This is a genomic window from Candidatus Abyssobacteria bacterium SURF_5 (assembly GCA_003598085.1).
Lineage (GTDB): Bacteria > Abyssobacteria > SURF-5 > SURF-5 > SURF-5 > SURF-5.
In genome coordinates this window covers 64,117-88,333 of record QZKU01000127.1, presented here as the reverse complement: position 1 = coordinate 88,333, position 24,217 = coordinate 64,117, and the positions used below count along the sequence as shown (strand labels likewise).

Below are 24,217 nucleotides of genomic sequence, written 5' to 3'. Positions count from 1 at the left end.
CGCACGGGTAGAGCCGGTCTTTGCATGGATAAAGTCTGTGACCGGTTTTAGACGGTTCCGCCTCAGGGGGAGAAAAGGCGCTTTAAAGGAATTTCTCTTAATCCCCCTTTTCCAAAGGGGGGAACTTCGAGAGCGGCAGAATGCAGTCCGTACAAAAAGCAGCCGGGCTCGTCTTGAATGAATGGCTTTGGTCCGGAGGGATAAAGGCAGCAAACATGTTGAATGGTTTGATTCGCTCTCTCCGCAAACAAACCTGAACTTCTATCTCACGCCAGTCGTCGATGGCGTTTGTGTTGATTGTTCTTGCTGTAGTCTGTCTTGCTGTGGACTGTGGACTGTCGAGTGGTCTGTCTTGCTGTGGACTGTAAGCTAGTCTTATTCGTTGCGCCGGCGGTCGGCCACGGCATTTGACACGGTGCGCGCGCGTTACTATAATTGAAAAAATTGTTTGATACTGGGCAGCGGGAAAGGAACAATTCATGATTCGCAAGCTGATCATAATCGCTATCCTGGCCGCGGTGGCCTACGGCGCATACCGGCTGATGGACGAGTCGGACTTCTTCGGCACCAAGAAACAGAAGCGCCAGACGTTTGAGGATTTCGAGCAGAAGGCGCTCAAATGATCTCCTTTCCGATTCAGGGCTCACCTGGATATCACGCCTGACGAAGGGACGCCTTTTCTCGGCGCGGAATTCGCCGGAGCCTCATCCCGGTCAGGCAACACTGTAATGCAATCAAGCGGCCTCGGAAGAGGCGTGGACCGGATCAGAACATGGCATTATTGCTGGTGAAGCAGAAGGGGCACGAGACGAAGAGTTTTCCGATTACCGGCGGCACAATCACCATCGGGCGCGCGGGCGCCAATCATATCGTTCTCGCGAACAAGTACGCATCGGGCCGTCATTGCGAGATCAGGTGCGAGGACGGGCGCTGCACCGTGCACGATCTGAACAGCACGAACGGCGTTTTCGCGAACGGAACAAAGGTGAGCATGAAAGTGCTCGATGACGGCGACCGCATTCTTGCGGGCGCGGCGATGCTGGTGTTTGTGGCGGACGAGGAATCGATCTCGATCGAATCGCTCATCTCGCAACTCGGCCATGCCGATGCGAGCCGGCGCGAGCTTGCGGCGAACCTGCTCGGGCAGTTGGGAGCCGCGGCGGCGGGCGATGCATTGATGAAGCTGTTGCGCAAGGAGACCGATGTAAAGGTGCAGAGCGCGGCGGTGGAGGCGATCGGGTTTTTGGGCGAAACGAAGGCGGCCAAGGCGCTGCTGGCGCTTTTCGACACGAAGGATGTAGTCTTGCGCAGCGCTGTGGTGAAGGCGATAATAAGAATTGCAGACGAAAAGACCGTCACCGAACTCGCCCATAGTCTGAAACATGCTGAGAAGAGAGTGCGGGTGCTGGCGGCATACGTGCTCGGCCAGATTCGCGGAGCCCACGCATCGAAACAGTTGCGGCGCGCGCTTGATGACGAATCATTCGAGGTTCGCGAGGCCGTTGTAAAGGCTTTGGGCGATTCGGGAGACCTGCAATCGGTCGACGCGCTGATCGAGAGCGCGAAAGATACACAGCGGTACCCGCTCGTCTGGGTGCTCGATTCGCTGGGCAAGATCGAGAGTCCGAAGGCTTTTCCCATTCTGAGCGGCGCGCTCGCGGAGCGCAACGTCGAGGTGCGGATGGCCGCGATCGACGGGATCGGGCGTCTGCGATTGAAAGAGGGAGTGCCCGCTCTCATTCCATTGCTGGACGATTCCGACGCGAGAATCCGCAGGTGCGCGGCCGGTTCGCTCGAGAAACTGAAAGCCGCGATTGAGAGGGAGCGCAAACTGGCGTCGCGCTCGGGCGAGGTCCGCAAGACGATAGAGATATCAGCCATCGGCGAAGATGAGAGCGGATCGGCGAAAAGCGCTTTCAGGGAAGACAAGGCGGCATGGGAACAATGGTGGGCGAAGCAGGCTGCTGAATAGGAAAGTTGGGCGCTGATGAGGCAGTTATATGTGCCATCGAAAATGGCGTATGTGAAGGGGAAGCGGCCGGAGGTCGATTGCATTCTGTGTGCGGTCTCCGCAAGGGATCGGCGCGTCTCGAAGCTGGAGATTTATCGGGGGAAACACTGGATCGTATCGGCCAACCTTCACCCGTACAATGCCGGGCATCTGCTGCTGTTTCCGCTGAGGCACGTGATCGACGTGCGCGCGCTCAAGAAGGCGGAGGCGGCTGAGATGATCTCGCTGCAGAACCTGTGTCTGGACGTGCTCGATGCGGCGTACAGTCCCGCCGGCTATAACATCGGCTTCAACATTCGGCGGCCGGCCGGCGCGAGCATCGAGCATCTGCACTTGCACATTGTGCCGCGCTATCCGAATGAGGCCGGCTTCATGGATATCCTCTCCGACACCCGCACGATTGTCGAAAGCCCGCAAAAGACGGTCAGCTCCCTGACCGCCCAATTCAAAAAATCCGCTCGGAAGAAGAAGTAGGGGAAAATAGTCTACAGTCTACAGTCTACAGGGAGCAGAACCGGGGAAACAGTCCACAGTCCACAGTCTACGTCCACAGGGAGCGGGTGCGAAGGAAAATTTCATCATGCGAGACCATAAGAAACTGCGGGTGCCTGTCTTGCTGTGGACTGGCTGCGGGAGAAGCGGCGACTCATCGAGTCGCCCCTACAAAGGTGAATTAAGGTTGCCCTGAAAGAGAAGAGGTGGCCAATCGGACTGTCTTGCTGTGGACTGTGGACTGTGGACTGGCTGCGCCGCTCCTATGAATCAGTGAATGGCGGGACCGTTATCTCGTGATGGTACACCTTCATGTGGATGGGGTCCGATATCGAGACGCCGTATTTGCCGGGCATGTTGCGGTCGTCGACCACTTCCGGTACCTCCGCCATATCCGTCTGTTCGATGATCATCTCGACCAGGAGCGAGCCGCCCGGACGTATCTCGGCCGGGAACATTCCGAGCGATCGCTGGGAGAACAGCCTTTCGGCCGGATACGCGACCCACTGTTTTTGAGTTCCGTCATATTGCTGGCTCGCCAGAATGAGTGAATTTTCCTCCGGGCTGACGACGGCGTCGAGCCGCAGTCTCAGCGGTCCCTTGCCCGTGTTCTGTATATTGAAATGGACGAGATAAACCTCTCGGCCCGATATCTCTGCAGGGCGTACCTCATGCCACATGTGGGGCTGGCCGGTGAGATATCCGAACCAGCCACTCACGTTTCCGATCAGGAAGGCTCCGGACGAAACCGCAATGAGGATAATGAGGGCAAAGCTGGCCTTGGTCCTCAGCATGTGCGAAAGGCCCGACAGCATCATCGCCGGGAACAGGAATGGGATGGCGAGGAAGAGGGGCCAAGATACGGTTGACGCCCCTGCGGATCGGGCGAAAATGAATACGGCGACTGCGGCAGCGCCGAAAATTATAGTGGTCGGAATTATTTTGTGGTTCATGGAATCCTTTACCCGTTTGTTTAGCGCATTTTATATTTGAGTAATTATATCTAACCTCTACTTAAGTTTAACACCCGGAATGGGGCATGGACTAGGGACAGGGTTAAAATACAGCAATGGGCGAGGGGCGGAGATCTGGGGTTTTGCGCGTTGACACGCTGCGGCGGGTTCTGTTAGAATACAGCGCGTTTGGCCTGTTGATTTTCACCCCAAACCCGCACGAGCGGCGTCGAATCTTGAATTTTGGATCGCGCGGAACCAGCCAACAATCAGCAAGCGCTGCCGGCCGCTCCTTTCGGCCGCGATTTAAAGTTGAAGAATCAACCCGTCTCGAATACCGTATGAGGAGGACATTGTTCAGGCAACAAACTTCAGAGCGTACTTTCCGTTAATCAGGAGAATTGGAAATGAGAGAAGTCGTTATTGTTGGAGCCGCAAGGACGCCCGTCGGCAGCTTTCAGGGAGTGCTGTCCGATGTTCCGGCCACTCAATTGGGTAGCATTGCTATAAAGGAAGCAATCGCGCGCGCAGGCATTTCACCGCAGGAAGTGAATGAATGCATCATGGGATGCGTTCTTCCCGCCGGTCTGGGGCAGGCGCCCGCGCGGCAGGCCGCTATCGGAGCGGGTCTTCCGCGGGAGGTGGGCTGCATGACGATCAACAAAGTCTGCGGCTCCGGCCTGAAGTCGGTGATGCTTGCGTTTGACGCCATTCGTGTGGGCGAGGCCGAGGTTATTGTTGCGGGCGGCATGGAGAACATGACGCGCGCACCGTATGCGCTTGATCGTGCTCGCGGCGGCTACCGCATGGGCGACGGCAAGATTTACGATCTCATGATCAAGGATGGCCTGTGGGACGTGTACAACGATTTCCATATGGGCAATGCGGCTGAGCTGTGCGCCGAGAAATTCGGCATCACGCGGCAGATGCAGGATGCGTTTGCCATCGAGAGCTTTACGCGCGCTCAGAAGGCGCAGAAAGAAGGCCTTTTCAAAGAGGAGATAGTGCCGGTAACGATCCCTCAGAAAAAGGGAGACCCGGTCGTGGTGAGCGAGGATGAGGGGCCGGGCCGCGCGAAGATGGATAAGATCCCGAAACTTTCGGGCGCGTTCAAGAAGGATGGCACGGTCACCGCGGCGAATGCGTCCTCGATCAATGACGGCGCGGCGGCGGTCGTTGTCACATCGGCCGACTATGCAAAGAAGAACGGCCTCACGCCGCTTGCCCGGATTGTGGCTCACAGCACGGCGAGCCGCGAGCCGGAATGGTTTACGATTGCGCCGGTCGACGCGCTGAAGAAACTGTTTGCGAAAACGAAAATGACTCCGGCCGACGTCGACCTGTTCGAGATCAATGAAGCGTTCGCGGTTGTCACCATCGCGGCGAATACGGAATTCAAGCTCGATACCTCGAAAGTGAACGTGAAGGGCGGGGCGGTCGCGCTCGGGCATCCGATCGGCGCCAGCGGGGCGAGAATCTTCGTGACGTTGCTGTATGCGATGAAACAGCGCAATGCGAAGCGCGGGCTTGCGACCCTTTGCATTGGCGGCGGCGAAGCGGTCGCCCTGATGGTGGAAAGATAATTAATTTTGGATGCTTCGACAAGCTCAGCAGAAGTTTTAGATTTTGGATTTGAAGATGAGGAGGCGTTGGCATAAGAACATATTGCCCGATTGATTGCAAGTCTTCCTTTCACTTTGAGGGGCTTGATGCTAAAATCCCCCTTAGTCCCCCTTAGGAAAGGGGGAGATCAGGAATCATCTTTTGTGTGGTTGTTGACGGCGTGCATAGGCTTGGGAGGAAGACTACATGAAATTCAAAATTACAAAAGATAAAATTGCAACGATCTTTTTCATAGCAATTATCGTCGGGTTCGCAACAGCCAATGCTCGGTTGGGCATAAAAGAAGAGAATACTATTGCGGAAAGAATGAGCGGGCAGATTTTTCTCAATAGCTTGGCAATTTTAGCGGGTTCTTTATTGATATCAGTCCTCAATCTTCGGGTGATGGACTCGATACACGAGATACTCGAAAAACTCCGGCGACTTGAGACGCTTGCTGAAAAGGGAACTAACCACAGTTCCAAGGATTCGCCTTGACATAAGTAACAAGATTTAAGACGTGACTGGTTCGAATGAATTCAAACGAAATCCGGAGGCGTGAGATATGAATTTGGAACTCACCGATGAACAACGAATGATCCAGGACATGGCGCGCAATTTCGCGGAGAAGGAAGTCGCCCCGCTTGCCGCCGAACTCGATGAGACGCACCGTTTCCCGGTCGAGCTCGCGCAGAAGATGGGCGAACTCGGGCTGATGGGCGTGGCGATTCCCGAGGAATACGGCGGCGCCGGCATGGACTACGTATGTTACTCGATCGCGATGGAAGAGGTCTCGGTTGCATGCGCGAATACCGCCGTCATCATGTCGGTCAATAATTCGCTCGTGTGCGATCCGCTGGTGAAGAACTGCAACGAGGAACAGAAGCAGAAATTTCTCACGCCACTCGCGTCGGGGAAAAAGATCGGCTGCTTCGGGCTGACCGAGCCGAGCGCCGGCTCGGATGCCGCGAACCAGAAGACGACCGCCGTTCTCGATGGCGACCATTGGGTGATCAACGGGAGCAAGATCTTCATCACGAACGGCAGTCATGCCGATACGGCCATCGTGTTTGCGGTCACCGACAAGAGCAAAGGCGCCAAGGGAATCAGCACGTTCGTGGTCGAGAATGGCACGCCGGGCTATCGCGTCGGCAAAATCGAGAAGAAGCTGGGCCTCAACGCTTCCGGAACGGCCGAACTCATTTTCGAAGATTGTCGGGTGCCCAAGATCAACCAGTTCGGCGAGCTCGGCGCAGGATTCAAGATAGCCATGCAGACGCTCGATGCCGGCCGCATCGGGATTGCGGCGCAGGCCGTCGGGATCGCGCGCGCGGCGATGGAGCAATCGGTCAAGTACTCGCTCGAACGCGTTCAGTTCAATCAGCCGATCGCGAAGTTCCAGGCGATTCAATGGATGCTGGCGGATATGGCGACCGAGATCGACGCAGCGCGCATGCTGCTTTACCGTGCGGCGTGGTTAAAGGATACCGGCAAGCGCCACAGCGCCGAATCGGCGATGGCGAAACTGTTCGCGTCGGAGACGGCGATGAAGACGGCGACGAAAGCGGTGCAGATTCACGGCGGCTACGGCTACTCGAAGGAGTATCCGGTCGAGCGCAATTTCCGCGACGCCAAGATCACGGAGATTTATGAAGGCACGTCGGAGATTCAGCGGCTGGTGATAGCGGCGAATCTGTTGCGGTAGGCGGCAAGAAAAAATATAAGAAGTAATAGAGGGGCGGCCCGGTGGGGCCGCCCCTCAGGTTTTTGGGGCAAAAATGAGGAATAAAACCAACCACAAAGGCACAAAGACACCAAGAGGAAAGGCAGTCCCTGGTTCGCAGTTTGCTGTCTACAGCCGGGGGGAGAAAGACAGGTAACAGTCCACAGCCTCCCCCGCGGGCTTGGGAGGAAAACAAGAATTACAGCCGGGACGCCTGTGCCACCGGGTTGTGAGGATGAGTTAAGGGCAATCACACGGAGTCGCACCGCAAGGGCTGCGTTTATTGGATGTAGCCGAGGGCTCGGAGGCGTCCCCTCAGCTCTTCGTCAAGTTCGGGAGTGGTGAGAGAAGTCATTCGGTTTGACTCGTATATCAGCGGGTCAAGCTTTGCCTGAAGACGCTTTTCGAGGTCGGGCATCCGGCCGTAAAGATTGACGACTTCCAGCGGATCGTTTGAGATATTGTACAGTTCGTGTTTGCCGTCGGAACTCCAGATGAACTTGAAGGTGCCGTCGTAGACGGCTTTCTGGTTTCTCGAATACCTTTCCCCGTATTTCTGGACGAAGTTCAGGTCTTCGAATATCTCCGCGGCGAGTTCATGGCCGCCGGTGTCGAAGCTTGCGAATTTGACGCCGGGGGGAGCCGGCAAGTTGAGGTAGTCTAAAATAGTGGACATGACTCCTGCGGTGGACACTCTTTCCTTGACGACGCCGGATCTCCGGTGTTTCGCCGGATATTTTATGATCAGCGGAACACGGAGCAATTCTTCATTGAGCGAGTGGCCGTGTTCGAGGTGATCATGCTCACCGAAGCATTCTCCGTGATCCGAGGTTATCACGATAAAGGCGTCATCATAGAGATCGCAATCTTTCAAATAAGAGAAGAGCCTGCCGATCTGGTGATCCATGAACCTGATCTCGTTGACGTACTCTTTCAGGAGGAGCTCGCGCTCCTCCGCGGTCAGCACACGATTTCCTTTGTAAACGTCGTCGTAATGGCCGCTGGCGATGTTCACGAGGTCGGGATTCAAATCCGGCGTGCCCCAGGGCGCGGGTGCGGAAAAGGGGTTATGCGGGTCGAAATAATTAAGGAAGAGAAAGAAGGGTTGTTGCTGTAATCCTCTGACATAGGCGGTGAGGTATCCGATGGCGAGGTCGGTTGTATCATCGCCGACGCGATGTTCCATGCCCGCCGGGAAATCATCGTCATAATGGTCGAATCCCTGCCCGAATCCGAATTTCTCCTGAAGCACCGGTCCGGAGACGATCGCTTTGGTCAGATAGCCGGCTTCCTTGAGGCATTCGGTCAGCGTCGGGAAGGCCGGATGCAGGGTATAGAAGCTCGGCCCGCCCAAAACTCCCTTTTCGGCATTTTCGCCTTTTCCGTAATGCGCGCTATGGTAGGAAGGAAGCATGCCGGTGAAAATGGAGGCGTGAGCGGGAAGCGTCCACGAGCTTGGGCTAATCGCGAACTCGTATTTGAGGCCTTCCTCGGCGAGCTTGTCGATTACAGGCGTGATCCTGGCCGGATACCCGTAGCAGGAGAGGTAATCCATTCGAGTGGTATCGAGCGTCATGAGGATTGTATTAGGGCGGTAAGGCTTTTTTTTCGCCGAGAGCGTCCGCCATCCGCCAAAGCCGATTCCGACAAGGAGTGCAACAACTGCGATGAATATAAGGAGCCTTCTTCTAAACATCAACTACTCCGGGAATATTCCACCTCGTCCGGCAAGCACGCTGTTGCAGGAAAGCAGCTTAAAAAAAATCATCCAGAGCCGCCGCCGTTCGAGGACGGCCCACGAATTGCCGGACTAATATTGCATCGATTATACTATACAAATCGATTGCAGGTAAAGGATTCCCGCCGTGCACTCGAGTAGTGAAGTGAGTGCGGCTGGGCACATCAGCGTTCGAAGTTACGATAATTATCGGAACGAATCAACAGCGGGGGGAATATGTTCTGTTCGGACTCTCCAGATAAAAAGAAAGCATGCCGACAGGCGTATATAGCGGGGTGCGACACGCTTGTTGCGCTGGCTTCGGCAACGGCTGACGGCTCGGTGGTTTTCGGGAAAAACAGTGATCGGCCCGCCGATGAGAGCCAGCCGCTTTGCCAGGAGTTCGGCAAGAAGCACGAGCGGGGCTCGACGGTCAAATGCCAGTATCTCGAAATCCCGCAGGTGGAGGAGACGTATTCGGTGATCGGATCGCGCCCGCACTGGCTGTGGGGATTCGAGCACGGCGTAAACGAGTATGGCGTAGCCATTGGCAACGAGGCCGTCTTCACCAAGGAAGAACCTTCCGAAACAGGTCTGCTTGGAATGGATCTGGTGCGGCTCGGGCTCGAGCGCGGGCGAACGGCTCGGGCGGCTCTTGAGGTGATAACGCGGCTCATCGAAGAATACGGGCAGGGAGGGGCGGCTTACGAACATTTGAACTGGGGCTACAGCAACTCGTTTCTGATCGCGGACCAGGCCGAGGCGTATATCCTCGAGACCGCCGGCCGCGAGTACGCGCGGAAAGAAATCGATGCGGTCGGAAGTATCTCGAATCACATCGCCATTGGATCAGATTACGACAGGGTTTCCAAAAGCGCAATGCAGCGGGCGGCAGAGAAAGGCTGGTGGGACCAGAGCAGGCAGTTCGATTTTTCCGCCGTTTACCGCAGCACCGAGATGGTGCCCCCGCATATTTCCGAGGAACGCCTGCGCCAGTCGACGAATCTGCTGCAGGAATTCCGCGGGAAAATATCGCCGGACATCATGATGCGATTTCTGCGGGACCATTACGAGAGCAGGACGACTTTTACGCCCGGTCTCGATCCGTCGGAAGGAAGATGTTATTCGATCTGCATGCATGCCGATCCGGTGGGCACGACGGCGGCGAGCGTGGTGGCTCACATTCGGAGGAAGTATCCTTTTGTTACGTATTGGGCTTCATTCGGCAATCCGTGCTGCGGCGTCTTTCTGCCGCTCTATCTGCAGGGGCGCGTGCCAAGCGTACTGTTAAAGGCGGGTGGAGCATCCTCGAACGATTCCGTCTGGTGGCTCTTCAAGCGTCTGGATGAGGCGGTGGCGGCTGATTATGCGTCGAACACATTCGTTGTGCAGTCGGCATGGGCGGAACTGGAGTCGGAATTCGTGAAACAAGCCGCTGAGATGGAAGGCGCCGCCACGTTATTGGAGGGCCGCGGGAAACGGGATCAGGCGAAGCATCTCCTTGAAGGCTTCATGCACGACAACGTGAATCGTGTCGCCTGTTGCGCCGAGCGCCTGACGGCAGAACTGGGATGATGCGTGCTACCACAACCTGAGCGGAGCGTCATACAGGTTGCGGAGCCGCAGGTTGTGATCTTTTGAGCCGTCGAGATTTGCGCTCTTGAAAATGGGCGGCTGAATGCCATTCTCGCTCAACCATTGGGCGGCGCTGATCATGATTTCATTCATGATGAAGGCGCCGGTGATTGTCGAGGTGGGCCCCATCGGGACATCAATCTGCGGAAGAGCGACTGCTGCATCGCCGGGATCGCCGAGATTATCAAGAACGATGTCGGCGATCTCGAAAAGTCTTTTGCCGCTCGAGTGGCGGGAGGAGACGGATTTCGAGTGTGCGAGCGAGGTGATAACGATAAGGGGCAGCCCGTGTTCCTTAGCCACCATCGCCACCTCGATCGGGAGCGCGTTGCGGCCGGAGTTGGAGATGATGATCATCGAGTCGGTTGGGCGAAGCCGCACCGGCGTCAGCAATGCGCGTCCGTATCCTTCCACCTTCTCGGCCAGCCCGCGCAGGGGATCGATGATGGCGCTGACGGCGGCCAGCCCGCCGGCACGCCCATGCGCCTCGTATGCAATGGCTGCGGAATGCCCGCTTCCGAACGTATGCACCAATCCGCCGTCCTTGATTGTTTTCCCGACTGTGGCTCCGGCGCGTGTGATCTCGCCCGCCTGCGTGTCGCTTATCTTCTTCAGCAATTCGAGGATTTTGTCGTAGTACAAGCTCATGTATCGCTCCGCATTTTTCCTGAGGCCAATCTGCTGTTTCTCAAATTATCAATCATGCTTCGGTCAATCTTGATCCCTTGCGCATCCAATCCGACGATCACCGCTCCGGCGACAGGTTCGAGCGGCGACAGGATTATTCGGGCGCGCGGTCGAACGGTTCCAATGACTTCGCGCGCGGCGGATGCAACGAGCCGGTTGCGCCGGAGAACTCCTCCTGAGAGGACAAGGGGAAAACGCTCGTCTTCTCTAAACAGAGAGAGCGCCACCGGGATGGCGAGCGCAGCGAGTCGCTGACCGGCCGCCGTCAGAATGACGGCTGCGGTTTCGTCTCCTTTTGCCGCCACGACCGAAACCAGCCTCGCGATGGCCGCGATCTGGTGTCGCTTCAAGGGCGGCCGGTAGAGAACGCGCCTCAGTTCTGAAATCCGCTCGATGGAGAAGTGCGTGAGCAAAACGCCGGTCAGCAAGGTTTCCTGGCGCCGAGCGTCAGCGGCCTGAGCCACCGCCCGAAGCGCTTCGAGCCCGATTTCATATGCGCTTCCCTCATCTCCGATCAAAGGCCCCCATCCTCCTGAATATGCTTCAGCACCCGCTTTATTGCGGCCCTTGCAGAAGGAGCCGGTCCCCGACATCGCCACAATCCCCCAGCCGTTTGCTTTCCCGAGGCCGGCGGCGAGGGCCGCGGAGAATTCATCGATTATAAGCACCTTTTCGGCTCCAGTCCGATCAGAGACAGCGGCCGGCATTCCCTTTGGCAGGTGCGGACCGGCAATGACGGCCGTCGAGATCCGTCCGTGGAAAGAATGGAGCGCGGTCATCAGGGCGTGCTCAAACGCCTGGCGGACGGAGCGGGCAGAAACGAAGTTAATATTTCCGGGACCGCCAGATCCGGAGGCAACGATCTTTGCCGTTGAATCCGTAATGATACAGCGGGTGGATGTTCCTCCCGTGTCGATGGCGGCGATGAGGCCGCTGTTCAACTGCTTAGGTTTTTTCAAGTGGTTCATTGACAAGGGTTTAAGCCATAATTGCCTGGACGAACATTGACAAATTTGGAAGCCGATGATATAATTTTTGAAGCGGTTACCACATGTTTTTTCTGTAGTTTTCTTCCAAAAAAGCGTTGGGCAGATCGAGAGAAAGCCTATGGGCGTTCGGCTGAATGCTGTTGAAAGTTCCGCCGCTCGAATGGGGCCCGGCGTTGCCGCAACAACTTCTTCAAATCCCCTTCCTTCGAGTGCCCAGACATTACCAAAGGCAACCGATGCACCGGATATTTCATCTACGGGTTTGCCTGCCGAATATCCTGCACAAACATCTCGCATTGAAAATACCGAGATAGCAGGGGATCGCGATTCGAAGCTCTCCGCGAGCACCTCGTTTTCAGCGGATCGACCATCTTCTGAAACGACTGAAAATCAAGCGGCTCCGCAACCGCGGGTGAGAGATTTCCGCTTTCTGATGGTCGCCGATACCGTTCGCGGGCGCGAACTTGAGGCATTTCAGAAGCAGCTCGAGCGGAAGCTTGAGACCCTGAACAAGCGTCTGGAACTTGCCGATTCATTGCTGTCCCAAATAGATGTTCGACTCGACCGTGCCCGTTTGGAGCAGGAGATTGAATCGGTGGCCGGTCAAATCCACCGGCTGCGGCTGCAAAACATGTTTGAATCACGCGTGGCTGCTCCCGAGATGGAGGCCGTTGCCGACAAGGACACTCAGGAAACATCCGGTTTTCAGAAGACCTCTGCTCAAGCTGCTGGTGATGAAATTATTAACCTGCTCGCTTGATGTGGAACGGTTGGTATCCAGCGAACAGTCTATCCTATCGGTTAAGGGTTGTCAACCGAATCGATAATCACTCAGGATAGCAAAGGCGGAATTTCGCAGTTCTGGTTGTTGTGAAGAAATGGTGGGAAGCTCAAAAGGGAACCTGCCCCGTTAAAGTTCTTTGTTCGGTGCAACTTATATATATTGCCTATGACCGCATATTCAGGTGCTAAAGGAGTAACGGGGCAGATTCACCTTTTGTCCTAGGAGGGGATTAGGACAATTAGTGCTGGCAGGTGGTATCCCTTGTCCCATTATGTATTGCCCTCTCAAAACGCTTGTCTCCCAGCAAGTGTTTTAAAAAGGGATACCTCCTGCCTTCGAGCAAACTGCTTCTTTCTCCTCAAATGAGCCATTATGGGATGGTTCACTTGAAGGTAATGAGGAGCAAAACTAGTGCCAATCTTGTAATCCTGCCTTTTTCTCACCCCTAAGTATATGCGCATGAATCGTTTGTAAGTTTTGATCTCGCGGAACAAGTCTCTCGTCAGGCCGAATGATTCATTACATTGGCCCGGGAAGTGGAATGTTATGTTACAGTTCAGTTATTGGGGTGATCGTATAAGCTTTTTATTGAGAACAAGTTACAGGAGGGGCTGCAACTATAACGTTTTGATACGGATGAACTGGAAATGCAGCGTGGATCGAGGAAAAGCTTAGTCGTGGGAGGCGGTGTGCTGGGGTTGAATGGTGTCAGGGATGTCATACCGCAGCATCTTTCGGTATAACTTGGGTCTGCTGATGCCCAGGATTTTAGCCGCGCGTGTTTTATTTCCATTCTGTGCCTGGAGCACCAGTTTGATATGGCGTTTTTCCACCTCATTAAGAGAAAGGGAGCAAGTCGAGTTCGAGTCGGAGCTCGAGCTCGCACTTAGCTGCGGGATTTCGCGCAGAGTAATGAGGTTGTTGTTGGAGAGGATGATGGCGCGTTCGATGACGTTTGAGAGTTCGCGGACGTTTCCGGGCCAATCGTAATTGAGGAACGCTTCGATGACCTCGTCTGCGACTCGGATCTTTTCCGATTGCGGATGTCGCGATGACCGGATGAAATGTCTGACAAGGAGCGGGATATCTTCGAGGCGTTCGCGCAGGGGTGACAGCGCCACGCTCATGACGTTGATTCTATAGAAGAGGTCTTCCCGGAATCTGCCTTCGGCTGCTTCCTGGAGCAAAGTTTTATTGGTAGCGCATAGAACACGCACGTCGACTTCGATCTCCTTGGTATCGCCGACCCTTCTGAAGCGGCCGGTTTCGAGGACGCGCAGCAGTTTGACCTGCATGCCGGGGCTCATTTCACTGACTTCGTCGATGAAGAGAGTTCCGGAGTCGGCGATTTCAAAGAGGCCGCTTTTTCGGCGGATGGCGCCGGTAAAGGCTCCTTTTTCATGGCCGAAGAGTTCACTTTCGAGCAAGGTTTCCGGGACAGCGCCGCAATTGATGATGACAAACGGGTTTTTGCTGCGGAGGCTGTTCTGATGGATGGAATTGGCGACGATTTCTTTTCCCGTTCCGCTTTCGCCCTCGATGAGAACGGTTGATTCGGTGGGCGCGACGCGGGTGATGAGCGCTTTTACGTTCTTCATGGCGGGGGTTTCGCCGACAAGGTTGACGAGTCCGGCTCGCATCTGCAATTCGGTGTGGTGGTGCACTTTTTCGGCGAGCTGCTTTTTTTCATACGCCTTGTGGACGACCGCCTGCAGTTCGGAGAGTTGGCAGGGCTTGGTCAGAAAATCGTAGGCGCCCAACTTCATGGCCTCGATTGCGACGTCCACGGTGGCCTGCCCGGTAAGGAAGATGATTTCCGAGATCGGCTGTAACTCTTTCAGTTTTTTAAACAAGTCGATGCCGTCCATGCCGGGCATACGAAGGTCGAGGATTCCCACGTCAAACGGTTCGCGCCTGATTTTCTCGATGGCCTCTTCGCCGGTCGCGGCAAGTGCGACTGAATCGCCTATCATGGTGAACCGCTCGCTGAGCAGGTTCCGATAGGCCTCTTCGTCGTCAACAATCAGGAGTTTGATCGGCCTTTTCTTCATTTCGGATCGTTTCTTCCCATGGGCAGCGTGATGGTAAAGGTTGTTCCGGCCCCGGGTTTACTTTTCACGCTGATTGTTCCGTTCATACTCTGGATGATGCCAAAACAGATAGACAAGCCGAGGCCGGTGCCTTTGCCGGGCGGCTTCGTGGTGAAAAAGGGGTCGAAAATTTTTTTGATATTCTGCTCGGATATCCCGATGCCGTCGTCGATTACTTTGACAACGACGGCGTCCTTTTTTCTGCGCGCTTCGAGCGTGATCGTGCCGTTTTCCGCAACGGCGTCGACGGCGTTATTGACCATGTTGAGAAAGACCTGCTCGAGCTGGTATGGATCCGCCTCGATGGTGGAGACGTCATGGTCGAGGCGCATCTGAATGGCTTTCCCTTCTGCAAGCGCACGATTATCGACAAGCGCCACCGTTTCTTCGAGCAGCTTCGGCAAGTTCACAATGGTTGTGTGAGTTTCTGTCTTGCGGGCGAAATTCAGCAGTCCCTGCGTGATTTTTTTGCAGCGGGCCGCCTGTTCGTGAATGGTCTCGACGTGTTTTGCCAGTCGTTCGGTCATGTCCTGCGGTCGCTCGCGATAGTAGTTCATGAGAAAGAGCAATTGTTCGGCGGTACCGCTGATAATCGCGACAGGATTATTGATTTCATGTGCGACGCCGGCCGCCAACTCGCCGATGGCGGCCATTTTACCCGCCTGAAGCAATTGCGCCTCCATCTGTTTGCGCTCGGTGATATCTCTGGCGATCCCGAGAACGCCGACGACCTTTTCATCTTTTCGGACGGTGGAAATGTTGGTAAGCACATTCACTATTTTGCCGTCGGAACCGATGATGGTGGATTCATATCGCTGTGGTCGTCCCGCGAGCGCTTCCTGGAAATGCCGGTCGTTTTTTTGCAGGGTATTCTCGGGGACATAGGCGGAATAATGCGCTCTTTCTTTCGGATCAAATTGATAGCCGGTAACCTGTTGTCCCATCTTGTTCAGAAAGGTGATATATCCATCCAGATCGAGGGTGTAGATGATGTCATTTGCGTTGTCGATGAGATTGTGCAGGTATTCTTCGGTCTCGGCTACCTGAGATTCCAGCGCGCGTTTCTCGGTAATGTCGCTCATCACAGCCAGGATGCCGACGATGTCGTCGTCCTCGATGATCGGGATTCCCTTGATATTGAACACGATGTTGCGGCCGAAGCGGTCGCGCCGCTGAACGTTGGTGAGTTCCAAACTTTTGCGCTCGCCGATGATCTGGCGAAACCGTTTTTCGACTCCGAGATCCGCCAAATCGGGCATCAATTCGAAAATATTGCGCCCCAAAAGCTCTTCCGTGTTCAGGCGGTACTGATCCAGGAGGGATTTATTGACTCTATTGATCACGCCGTTGCAATCCAGCACGAAGATACCGATATCGATCGAATCGATGAACGACTCGAACATGCACTTGATCCATTTGGGTGATGGAATGGAGAGAATATCCGGCGCGGGGGAATACGCGCCCCCTCCTTTGGGCTCATTCATTTTTTTCTCCGGCCCCGTTGTTGAGTCGTTTTGGGGGCGCGTGATCAGCTTCTCGTTTCTATTCGGTCGCACGGAAGGGTGAAGAAGAATCTGGTTCCCTTCCCCTTGTTGCTTTCCGCCCAAATGTCGCCGTTCTGCAGGAGGACGAGCTTTTTGGCGATGGCTAATCCCAGCCCGCTGCCTCCGGCGGCGGCGGAGTCGGGTGTCTTATAAAATTCCTGGAACACCTTTAAACATTCTTCCGGGGAAAGCCCGATTCCCGTATCTTCAACGCAGATAAGGGCGGTTGGACCGTCCCGGCGGGCGGTGATCGCGACGCGTCCTCCCGGGGGAGTGACTTTCAGGGCGTTCGAGAGGAGATTATGCAAAATAGTCAAGAGTTTTTGCGGGTCAGCATAGATGCGGGCCACGGAGGGCGCCACTTCGACAGAAACCCTGACGTTTTTCTCGCGGACGGCTTGTTCAAATTGTTTGACGGCCGATTGGATGAGGTCGTCAAGCGAGAATTCGGTCATTTCGAGCGGCACTTTTCCGGTATCGATCTTGAAGACATCCACGATATTGGTGATCAATTTTTGGAGCTCGCGGCCGCTCTCGAGCACATTATTGACGTACTTGCTCTGTCGTTCGTTCAGCGCTCCGACCAGTTCGTCCTGCATCATTTCCGAGAAGCCGATGATGACGTTCAGAGGAGTTCTGAGGGCGTGGCTCATATTGACGATGAACTCGTACTTGAGGTGGCTGGCCTGCATGAGCTGAGTGGACATGGACTTCATGACGCGCTGCTGGAGTTGGAGTTGTTCGCTTGCCATATGCGCGTGCTCGGATTCCCTCAGCAGCTCATCGTGAAGCCTTTTAATGCGCAGCATCGATTTGACGCGTGAGACGAGTTCGGATTTGTCAACGGGCCGGGTAAGGAAATCGTCCGCACCGACAGTGATGCCTTTGATGCGGCTCTCCATATCTTTGAGGGCGGTCACCATGATAACCGGAATGGAGCGGGTATCGGCTCCTGTCTTAATGACCTTGCAGACCTCGAATCCGCTTTTTTTCGGAAGCATGATGTCGAGCAGGATCAAGTCGGGCTTTTTGAGAGTGACGCGCTGCAAAGCGTCCTCCCCGTCAACGGCCGCTTCAATGAGGTAGCCCTGTTCTGAGAGCTGCGCCTTGAGGAGGTCGATGTTTCGCGGGTCGTCCTCGACGATGAGAATACGAGCGGCAGTTGCTGAATTCGTCTGCGCCATGGAGAGCATTACCCTTTCTTCGGTTTCCTGATGAAGCGTTCGACGGCTTTAGGGAATTCGCGGGTATCGATGGGTTTGGAGATATAGCCTGTGCATCCCTGTTGCAGGATTCGTTCTTCATCGCCCTTCATGGCGTGTGCGGTAAGCGCCACGATCGGTATATTCCGTGTCTTAGGGTTTTCTCTGATTTTTTTGGTAAGGGTAAGTCCGTCCATGCCGGGCAACTGAACATCCATGAGGATGAGGTCCAGCTCTTCTTTGCCGGTGATTTCGAGGGCTTCCAGTCCGGTGTGTGCCTCCAGGACCTCGTACCCCTGAAGCGTGAGCAGGTCGACTGCCAGTTCCATGTTCATCAGGTTATCTTCGACGACGAGAATGCGTGCAGGCTGCATAGAATTTACCCGATTTCCTTTCTGGATCGGATGAGGCTTTCCACTTTGTCAACTTCACTGAAGAATCCGCACCTGGTACCCTGCTCCTTTTTTGCTATTGCCTCCACCTTTCCGCTGAGGAGATTTTTTTCCTCATTAGAGAGATCCTGGTCGCTCAGGACTATGATGGGGATATCCTTCGTCTTTTCATCCATTTTCAGAAATTCGATCAATTCCATTCCGCTGATGTCGGACAGTTTGATGTCGAGGAAAATGAGGTCGGGTGTATTCTTCATGATCAATTCGATTCCCTCGACGCCGGAATGCGCTCGGGAAACGGTGAAGGCGCGATCTTCCAAGACGGACCCGAGGGATTCGCAGAATTGTTCGTCGGTATCAACGACGAGGACATTGGACACATGCTCGTGTTCTTTTCCGTTGCGGACGGCGTCGATGCGGGCAATCAATTGAGCGCGCGAAATCGGTTTCACGACATATCCCGAAGCGCCAAGGTCAGCGCCGGCCTTCTCGTCCTGAAGCACGGAAGCGATGATGACGGGGATATCAGCCGTCTCTTTGAGAGTTTTCAACTCTCGCAATATATGCCAGCCGTCGCTGTCGGGGAGAATGAGGTCGAGCGTGATTACGGAAGGATGCGTTGACCGGGCGATCTCAATTCCCTCTTTGCCGCTGGCGCTGATCAGGACGCGATAGCCGGCTTCTTCGAGGTAGGTTCGCAACAATTCCGCCGAGATCGGGTCGTCATCGATTACCAGCGCCGCTTTTTGCTCAGTTGACGCCGGCTTGAGCAGATTTCCGTTGGTGCGGGAGGAGCTTTTTCCCGTGGTCTCCTTTACGGGTTCAACGATATCGACATCGGTGACGGGAAGAGTCCAGTAAAAGGCGCTTCCTTTGCCTTTTTCGCTTTCGACCCAGATCGATCCTCCATGCAGCTCGACCAGTTTTTTTGTGAGGGCGAGCCCAAGGCCGGTGCCCTCGTATTGGCGCGAATACGATCCGTCGACTTGTTGGAATTCGCCGAAAATGCGTTCTTGGTCGGCCGTATCGATTCCGATTCCGTTATCCTTCACACAGAACTCGGCGTAGCGTCTTCGCACGAATCCTTCTTCGCCGGAGGCTTCGAAGTCTCCGACCAAATCACTGGTAACCTCGACCGTCCCGCCTTCCGGCGTGAACTTGATGGCATTGCTCAGCAGGTTATAGAAAATCTGCTTGAACTTTTTGAGATCGGCTGTGATGGTGACCAGTTTCGGCGAAAACCGCCTGCGGATCGTGATATCTTTTCTCGAAGCGAGCCCGCGGGCGAAATTTATTATCTCCGTCATTGCGGTTTCCACCGAGAAACTCTCCGGGTGGAGATCCATTTTGCCGGATTCGACTTTGGCGAGATCGAGGATTTCATTTATGAGGATCAGAAGGTGTTTTCCGCTGACGACGACGTTATGCGCGTATTTCATTTGTTTGTCATTCAAGACACCGAAAGCCTGGTCGCACAGGATTTCGGAAAACCCGATGATAGCGTTCAACGGAGTCCGGAGCTCGTGGCTCATGTTCGCGAGGAATTCCGATTTCAGTTTGCTTACGGCTTCGAGTTGCCTGTTTGTGCGGTGAAGCTCCTCGTTTATGAGGCGGAGTTCCTTGGTTCTTACCTCGACTTTTTGTTCGAGGGTGCGGCTGTACTCTCTCAATTCGTTCCGATATCGTTTCAGGTCTTCGGTCATTTTATTGAAGGAGGCTCCGAGTTCGCCGATCTCGTCGTTTGTATTGATGACAACGGGCTTGTCAAGGTCTCCGCTAGCCACTCGCTGGGTAGCGGCGGCGAGTTGGCGGACGGGGTTGACGATCAGTCGAACGAGGAAGACGGTAACGGCGATCGCAAAAATAACGACGGTGAGCGTAACCTCTGCGATGGTGCGGCGCGCCATCCTGATTTCCTTGTTCATTTCTTCGAGGGAAATGCCGATGCGGGCGACGCCGATTTTTTCCTGGATCGCTTCCACGTCATCTTCGCCCAATCCCAGGAGCACTTCTTCCCCCGAAAGTGAGGGTGATTTTTCGGTGAAGATAGGAGCGGCAATATCGTATACCGGCGTTTGACGTTCGTCTTCGGTGAATGACTGGATGAGGAGCCTGTCGGTCTTCAGGGCGCGTTCGGTCACTTCAAAAGCGGCGGCGGGGGAGATGCCGTCGATATCTCTGGGAAGGCTGGTGGTGGAGGAGAGCGGTTTGCCATTGACGTCGTAGATGATGCAATAGACGACGTCTTTTTCGTTGGCGAGGCCGTCAATAATGTTTTCGATGATGGTGTTATTATTAGTTAATACACCATATTCGCTGGCGGAAGCGACGTTCCGCCCGAGGACGGCTCCTTTCTCCTTCAAATGTCCTGCTATTTCATTGACCTGCCGGCGAACCAGAAACCAGCCCAGAATGGCGGCAGTTAAGATAACGACCAGAGAAATATATGCAGTGATCTTGAAGCGGAGCCCGAACCGGAAAATGTGCCGGCGCATCGCGATCAATTCCCCCTTTTTGCCGCTGGTGAATACCAATTTATTATATCATGAAAACATTAATCGATACAAAAGCGGAAGCAGGCTTCAACCGTTCTTTTTTTGGGTGGTTTGGAAGCATTTCAGGCTCCAACCTGCAGTCGCTCCGCCAGAAACTGCGGCAACCCGCTCTTCAGGACTGCGCGCATTGCGGAATCGATGTCGTATTTGATGCGAATGATCTCAAAGGAGAACTCCTCGAGATCCAGAATGGCAAAAGACGCCCTCGGGTCGCCGTCGCGGGGCTGGCCGACGGAGCCCGGATTCATAAAGTGTCTGTTGCGCGGATTCAGGATGTGTTTGCCCTCGTATCCCAAGTCGTGAGACGGGCCTCGATCGCTGAAGATAGCGGGGATATGGGTGTGACCGTACAAGCAGATGTTGATGTTTTTATTCGGCAGATGCTGGAAATTGTTCAGTGCGTCCATCAAGTCCATGAGATAGTCGTCTCGGGACACCGGGCTGCCGTGAACGGCAAAGATATTTTCGTGAACCGTCCGCTCGTTCGGCATCTGGCGCAAGAACCGCTTTTCTTCTTCGGAGAGGCGCTTACGGGTCCATAGAGAGGCTTCGCGGGCGGCCGAGTTGAACCAGATCGGATTTTCGAGGCCGCAGCAGACGATATCATGGTTTCCCATGATCGAGGGGATGTTGTTCCGGATGACAAGCTCGATAACTTCCGAGGGAAATGCGTTGTATCCCACTATGTCACCGAGCAAAAAGACGCCTTCGACCTTCCGCTGTGCTATCTCCTCCAGGACCGCCGTGAACGCATGCAAGTTGGAATGTATATCGGAAATTATCGCAAATCTCATCTACTCCTCTTTCGGTGTAACAAGCAGTTCGATCAGTTTTTGATGCAATTCATCAGCTTCTTTCATCGAATCGGGCAAATTCGCGGGCGTGGCTCTCTCGATCGGTTCGCTATGACAACTGACACAGAATCCTGTGCGATAGATTTTTCTCAATTCTTCTCCCGAGAAGGGCCGCACTCCTTCGTGAGGTGAATCCTGGATTCTTGTCCCATCTTCATTGCCCATCTTATCGGGGGGGAAGGTGACGGGGAGCCCGAATCTCTTCAAATCCAGCAAGCCTTCTGTTCCGAGTCCGAGCGCTTTTTGGCTGGAATGGCAGGAATAGCATGGTCTTGCCTTAGAGCTTGTTGTATGTGGCTGCACCGGATTCATTGAGAAGCCGTAAAGGCCGGCTGCGGTCGAGAAGGTTTTTTTCAGGGTTTTGAGTGAGCCGTCGGGGCCGAGGTGGGAGACAGTTGACTGGCCTCCGGGAATAAATGGAGACACGCGGCCGCGGGAATTGACTCCGAGCGCCGGGTCGAACCATTCCTGCAGCAGTTTTCTTCCGCTCCATGCTCCCGGCAGTTGCTCAGCCGCCTGCTTTTCACCGATGCCTTGTGCCCAGTCAACGGGGCTCGTCCTGGAGTCATCACGGATGAGATGGCAGGTATAGCATTGGGGCGCCGCGGTGCTGTGGCAAGCGTAGCATTCCAGTCGCTGATGTCCTTTATGCCATATATCGGGAAGCCACGAGAATTCCGACGTTGAGCTCACTACAGGAATTGAAAGTCTCTCCATGTGAATCTTGGTGAGCATATACGGTTTTCCGTTTTCGATATCGACGTTTTTGAGGAGGTCTCCGCGCTCGGTCCTAAAACCTGGCGGTTTCTCAGCGGTCCCGTGGCATGTCTCGCAGCGGATCCCGACCTGGAACTCCTGGCGGGAATAGAGGTTGCCGTCTCCGTGCATATCAATCGTGTCATGGCAGTCTATGCAGTCCATGCCGCGGCTGAAATGCACGTCCGGCGGAACGTGCACGAGATAAGCGCCATAGGAGGTTTCCTCAGTCGGCCCGGGAGGTTTTCGCTCGAGGGCGGAATCGGTGACGGACAAGCCGGTATAACTAAGGCCGATCCGCGAGCCGCCGTCATTGTGACACATAAGGCACTGAGCTGTCGGGATAGCCGTTGTAATCTGGTGCCGGATCGGGTGTCCGGGTTCATCTTTTGGGATGGTGGGATCGCCGGTTTGGCTCAATCCACTCTTATCGTAGAGGACATGACACGCTGCGCATCCCGCGGAACGAAAAATATCGGGGTTCTGTTTATCTTCTGTCCAGAGATGACACCGCAGGCACGAACTTCTCAGGAGATGATCAGCGTCGGAATGAGAGGCCGGGGGTAATTCGCGGAGGCGTTGAACGGCGCCGGGAGGCTGAGCTTGGTCGAGATCGGAGACATCGCGAACCGCATAGACGGCGTCCCTCGTATTCTGCTCATTCCAAAGATAACGGGTGCCCGCAATTTCGCCTGCGGCGGTTGCCATAACGGAACAAAGCACCCGCCCAACGTGATTATCGACCCCGTTGAGCGTCACTTGCACGATTTCTCCATAATCACTGTGGCATTTTCCGCAGGTTCGCTCGATGACTCTGAAATCTGCGGGGTTAGCGATTAAATCTGCATGTGCCTCCAGCTTTGTGGCTCCCGCCGGATTCCCATAGTGGCAGACCTCGCACCTTCGATCAGCGCCCCATTCGGAGGCCATCCTGCTATTGATTGACTCGATGCCTTCGTGACAGCCGAGACAGCCCCGTCCTCTGAGTTGCGCCTCTTTCTGTTCTGCGCCTGCCACAGATGAAAAAAGAAAAAATACAGCAAAGAGCAGGGGAAATTGAACCACCCGAAAAGCCTTCTCCCTTAATGCCATGGAAATTGCCCGTACGAGTGCCGGTATTCGCTCCTGTATGCGAACGGAAGCGGAGGCGAACTCATGAATTCCGGGCCGAACTGGAAACATGCATCCGGCCCTTCTCCTGTTGATAGTTCATCCACTCGAGGAAGCGGACTTTTATTGCCTCGTACTCGCGCTCCTTGTCGACATCTAACGCGCTGCCCCCAAAAGACGTAACGGCATAGCCGACGCGCGTTTTCAGCAGGTCTGAAACACATCTGAGCACCGCATCGGTCCGCGTCGCGTGGCGGATAAGATTGCAGAAAACGCTCAAGCGGAGACGGGCGAACAGGAGCGATAGCTGGAGCAGCAGATAATATCCCAACGACCGCAGACTTCCTTCTTCCCTTTTTATTATTTCCCATGAGAAGCGGATAATATTCCCGAATTCCTTCTGGTAACGAAGATCGTACATGGTTTGGACAAGATGGCGGTTGTTAATCTTGAAGGGACGCACCATATGCATGTTGTTTTGCCGGAAGTTGCCCTCGCGAAAGTGCATGTATGCGAGCCGAATTCCCTTTTTGCCGTCACCTGGGTAGTAAAATTTAAGATTCTCTTCACTGGTGAGTCCGACAACATAATCATACTTTTCCATATCACACTTTGAGACGAATTCATCCACTTCGGCAGAAGTGAGAAGCGGCATATCGGCGGCAATCACGAGGGCGACCGTATCCGCCTCGCTGCTTTGCATTATTTCTTCAACCGGCTTCCCCTGTTGGTAGGAAGGGATGGTCTGCAAGAAGGTTTTCCAGATATTCTCGTAGAGTGTCGCTCCTTGTTCATAGACATGAAGGGGTTTTTTCAGGTTCGCCTGCAAATCGATAGACGAAAAATTTTCTTCCAGACGCTCTTTAGGCCCAACCACGTAAATATCGGAAACGGAATCCGCCAGGTTAAGCGCCAGTATCACGCGCGCCACAACGGGCAAACCAGCAACCTCGAGAAATGCCTTATTTTTTCCGAAAACCGGATGGCTCTTTCCTTTATCTCCGGCAACCACCACCGCTTTTACTTTCCTGGTCGTGTTCATGGCGTCATTGTAATAAAATGTATCGCCTGCTTGTCCGGATTGAGCTAAGTGTCAGATTATTATACCTTTCCTTCAGTCG

General features: G+C 54.6%; 19 protein-coding genes. 7 read left to right on the top strand and 12 right to left on the bottom strand.

Annotated features, from left to right (window positions below; all coding sequences use genetic code 11):
- Positions 1–772 precede the first annotated feature (772 nt).
- Entirely contained in the window at positions 773–1,972 is a 1,200-nt protein-coding gene (locus C4520_18570) for an FHA domain-containing protein (protein RJP16638.1), read from the top strand.
- Positions 1,973–1,987: 15 nt separating this feature from the next.
- Positions 1,988–2,485, top strand: coding sequence for an HIT domain-containing protein (locus C4520_18565; protein ID RJP16637.1), 498 nt, complete (start codon positions 1,988–1,990; stop codon positions 2,483–2,485).
- Positions 2,486–2,766: 281 nt separating this feature from the next.
- Here the strand turns inward: C4520_18565 and C4520_18560 are convergent, their stop codons facing one another.
- Positions 2,767–3,456 (bottom strand): hypothetical protein, encoded by a 690-nt coding sequence (locus C4520_18560; protein ID RJP16636.1) that lies wholly within the window; start codon positions 3,454–3,456, stop codon positions 2,767–2,769.
- Between the two features lie 407 nt (positions 3,457–3,863).
- Here C4520_18560 and C4520_18555 point away from each other — a divergent pair, with 407 nt between their 5' ends.
- The 3 genes from C4520_18555 (at position 3,864) to C4520_18545 (ending at position 6,763) form a co-directional block, all read left to right on the top strand.
- The gene (locus C4520_18555; GenBank protein ID RJP16635.1) at positions 3,864–5,039 is read left to right on the top strand and encodes an acetyl-CoA C-acetyltransferase; all 1,176 of its coding nucleotides are present in this window, start codon (positions 3,864–3,866) and stop codon (positions 5,037–5,039) included.
- Positions 5,040–5,265: 226 nt separating this feature from the next.
- The gene (locus C4520_18550) at positions 5,266–5,556 is read left to right on the top strand and encodes a hypothetical protein (protein RJP16634.1); all 291 of its coding nucleotides are present in this window, start codon (positions 5,266–5,268) and stop codon (positions 5,554–5,556) included.
- 67 nt (positions 5,557–5,623) lie between these two features.
- On the top strand, positions 5,624–6,763 hold the full coding sequence (locus tag C4520_18545; protein ID RJP16633.1) for an acyl-CoA dehydrogenase: 1,140 nt from the start codon (positions 5,624–5,626) through the stop codon (positions 6,761–6,763).
- A 298-nt stretch (positions 6,764–7,061) separates the two neighbouring features.
- Here C4520_18545 and C4520_18540 read toward each other — a convergent pair whose 3' ends face one another.
- The gene (locus tag C4520_18540) at positions 7,062–8,477 is read right to left on the bottom strand and encodes a hypothetical protein (GenBank protein RJP16632.1); all 1,416 of its coding nucleotides are present in this window, start codon (positions 8,475–8,477) and stop codon (positions 7,062–7,064) included.
- A 258-nt stretch (positions 8,478–8,735) separates the two neighbouring features.
- Between C4520_18540 and C4520_18535 the strand changes: the two genes are divergently transcribed.
- Positions 8,736–10,073 carry a secernin-3 gene (locus C4520_18535; GenBank protein ID RJP16631.1) on the top strand — a complete coding sequence of 446 codons (1,338 nt, stop codon included), beginning with the start codon at positions 8,736–8,738 and terminating at the stop codon, positions 10,071–10,073.
- 6 nt (positions 10,074–10,079) lie between these two features.
- Here C4520_18535 and C4520_18530 read toward each other — a convergent pair whose 3' ends face one another.
- The gene (locus C4520_18530) at positions 10,080–10,781 is read right to left on the bottom strand and encodes a sugar isomerase domain-containing protein (protein ID RJP16630.1); all 702 of its coding nucleotides are present in this window, start codon (positions 10,779–10,781) and stop codon (positions 10,080–10,082) included.
- Positions 10,778–12,157, bottom strand: a complete 1,380-nt coding sequence (locus C4520_18525) for a hypothetical protein (protein ID RJP16629.1) — start codon at positions 12,155–12,157, stop codon at positions 10,778–10,780. Before C4520_18525 ends, C4520_18530 begins: the two co-directional genes overlap by 4 nt.
- Positions 12,158–12,221: 64 nt before the next feature.
- Here C4520_18525 and C4520_18520 point away from each other — a divergent pair, with 64 nt between their 5' ends.
- Entirely contained in the window at positions 12,222–12,569 is a 348-nt protein-coding gene (locus C4520_18520) for a hypothetical protein (protein ID RJP16628.1), read from the top strand.
- Positions 12,570–13,264: 695 nt separating this feature from the next.
- Here the strand turns inward: C4520_18520 and C4520_18515 are convergent.
- The 8 genes from C4520_18515 to C4520_18480 form a co-directional block, all read right to left on the bottom strand.
- Complete coding sequence (locus C4520_18515) at positions 13,265–14,644, bottom strand: sigma-54-dependent Fis family transcriptional regulator (protein RJP16627.1); 1,380 nt, start codon at positions 14,642–14,644, stop codon at positions 13,265–13,267.
- Positions 14,641–16,167: a PAS domain S-box protein gene (locus tag C4520_18510; protein ID RJP16626.1), complete on the bottom strand. Its 1,527-nt coding sequence runs from the start codon at positions 16,165–16,167 to the stop codon at positions 14,641–14,643. Before C4520_18510 ends, C4520_18515 begins: the two co-directional genes overlap by 4 nt.
- Positions 16,168–16,211: 44 nt before the next feature.
- On the bottom strand, positions 16,212–17,420 hold the full coding sequence (locus C4520_18505) for a hybrid sensor histidine kinase/response regulator (protein ID RJP16625.1): 1,209 nt from the start codon (positions 17,418–17,420) through the stop codon (positions 16,212–16,214).
- Positions 17,420–17,803, bottom strand: coding sequence for a response regulator (locus C4520_18500; protein RJP16624.1), 384 nt, complete (start codon positions 17,801–17,803; stop codon positions 17,420–17,422). Before C4520_18500 ends, C4520_18505 begins: the two co-directional genes overlap by 1 nt.
- Positions 17,804–17,808: 5 nt before the next feature.
- Entirely contained in the window at positions 17,809–20,355 is a 2,547-nt protein-coding gene (locus C4520_18495; GenBank protein RJP16623.1) for a response regulator, read from the bottom strand.
- A gap of 83 nt (positions 20,356–20,438) precedes the next feature.
- Entirely contained in the window at positions 20,439–21,170 is a 732-nt protein-coding gene (locus tag C4520_18490; protein ID RJP16622.1) for a metallophosphoesterase, read from the bottom strand.
- Positions 21,171–23,168: a hypothetical protein gene (locus C4520_18485; GenBank protein RJP16621.1), complete on the bottom strand. Its 1,998-nt coding sequence runs from the start codon at positions 23,166–23,168 to the stop codon at positions 21,171–21,173.
- The gene (locus C4520_18480) at positions 23,140–24,138 is read right to left on the bottom strand and encodes a hypothetical protein (GenBank protein ID RJP16620.1); all 999 of its coding nucleotides are present in this window, start codon (positions 24,136–24,138) and stop codon (positions 23,140–23,142) included. The genes C4520_18485 and C4520_18480 overlap by 29 nt, the downstream gene beginning before the upstream one ends.
- Positions 24,139–24,217: the final 79 nt, after the last annotated feature.

Bases quoted from the DNA above. Each gene is read 5' to 3' on its own strand.
- C4520_18570 (RJP16638.1), top strand. From the start codon at position 773: ATGGCATTATTGCTGGTGAAGCAGAAGGGGCACGAGACGAAGAGTTTT.
- C4520_18565 (RJP16637.1), top strand. From the start codon at position 1,988: ATGAGGCAGTTATATGTGCCATCGAAAATGGCGTATGTGAAGGGGAAG.
- C4520_18560 (RJP16636.1), bottom strand. From the start codon at position 3,456: ATGAACCACAAAATAATTCCGACCACTATAATTTTCGGCGCTGCCGCA.
- C4520_18555 (RJP16635.1), top strand. From the start codon at position 3,864: ATGAGAGAAGTCGTTATTGTTGGAGCCGCAAGGACGCCCGTCGGCAGC.
- C4520_18550 (RJP16634.1), top strand. From the start codon at position 5,266: ATGAAATTCAAAATTACAAAAGATAAAATTGCAACGATCTTTTTCATA.
- C4520_18545 (RJP16633.1), top strand. From the start codon at position 5,624: ATGAATTTGGAACTCACCGATGAACAACGAATGATCCAGGACATGGCG.
- C4520_18540 (RJP16632.1), bottom strand. From the start codon at position 8,477: ATGTTTAGAAGAAGGCTCCTTATATTCATCGCAGTTGTTGCACTCCTT.
- C4520_18535 (RJP16631.1), top strand. From the start codon at position 8,736: ATGTTCTGTTCGGACTCTCCAGATAAAAAGAAAGCATGCCGACAGGCG.
- C4520_18530 (RJP16630.1), bottom strand. From the start codon at position 10,781: ATGAGCTTGTACTACGACAAAATCCTCGAATTGCTGAAGAAGATAAGC.
- C4520_18515 (RJP16627.1), bottom strand. From the start codon at position 14,644: ATGAAGAAAAGGCCGATCAAACTCCTGATTGTTGACGACGAAGAGGCC.
- C4520_18510 (RJP16626.1), bottom strand. From the start codon at position 16,167: ATGAATGAGCCCAAAGGAGGGGGCGCGTATTCCCCCGCGCCGGATATT.
- C4520_18505 (RJP16625.1), bottom strand. From the start codon at position 17,420: ATGCTCTCCATGGCGCAGACGAATTCAGCAACTGCCGCTCGTATTCTC.
- C4520_18500 (RJP16624.1), bottom strand. From the start codon at position 17,803: ATGCAGCCTGCACGCATTCTCGTCGTCGAAGATAACCTGATGAACATG.
- C4520_18490 (RJP16622.1), bottom strand. From the start codon at position 21,170: ATGAGATTTGCGATAATTTCCGATATACATTCCAACTTGCATGCGTTC.
- C4520_18485 (RJP16621.1), bottom strand. From the start codon at position 23,168: ATGTTTCCAGTTCGGCCCGGAATTCATGAGTTCGCCTCCGCTTCCGTT.
- C4520_18480 (RJP16620.1), bottom strand. From the start codon at position 24,138: ATGAACACGACCAGGAAAGTAAAAGCGGTGGTGGTTGCCGGAGATAAA.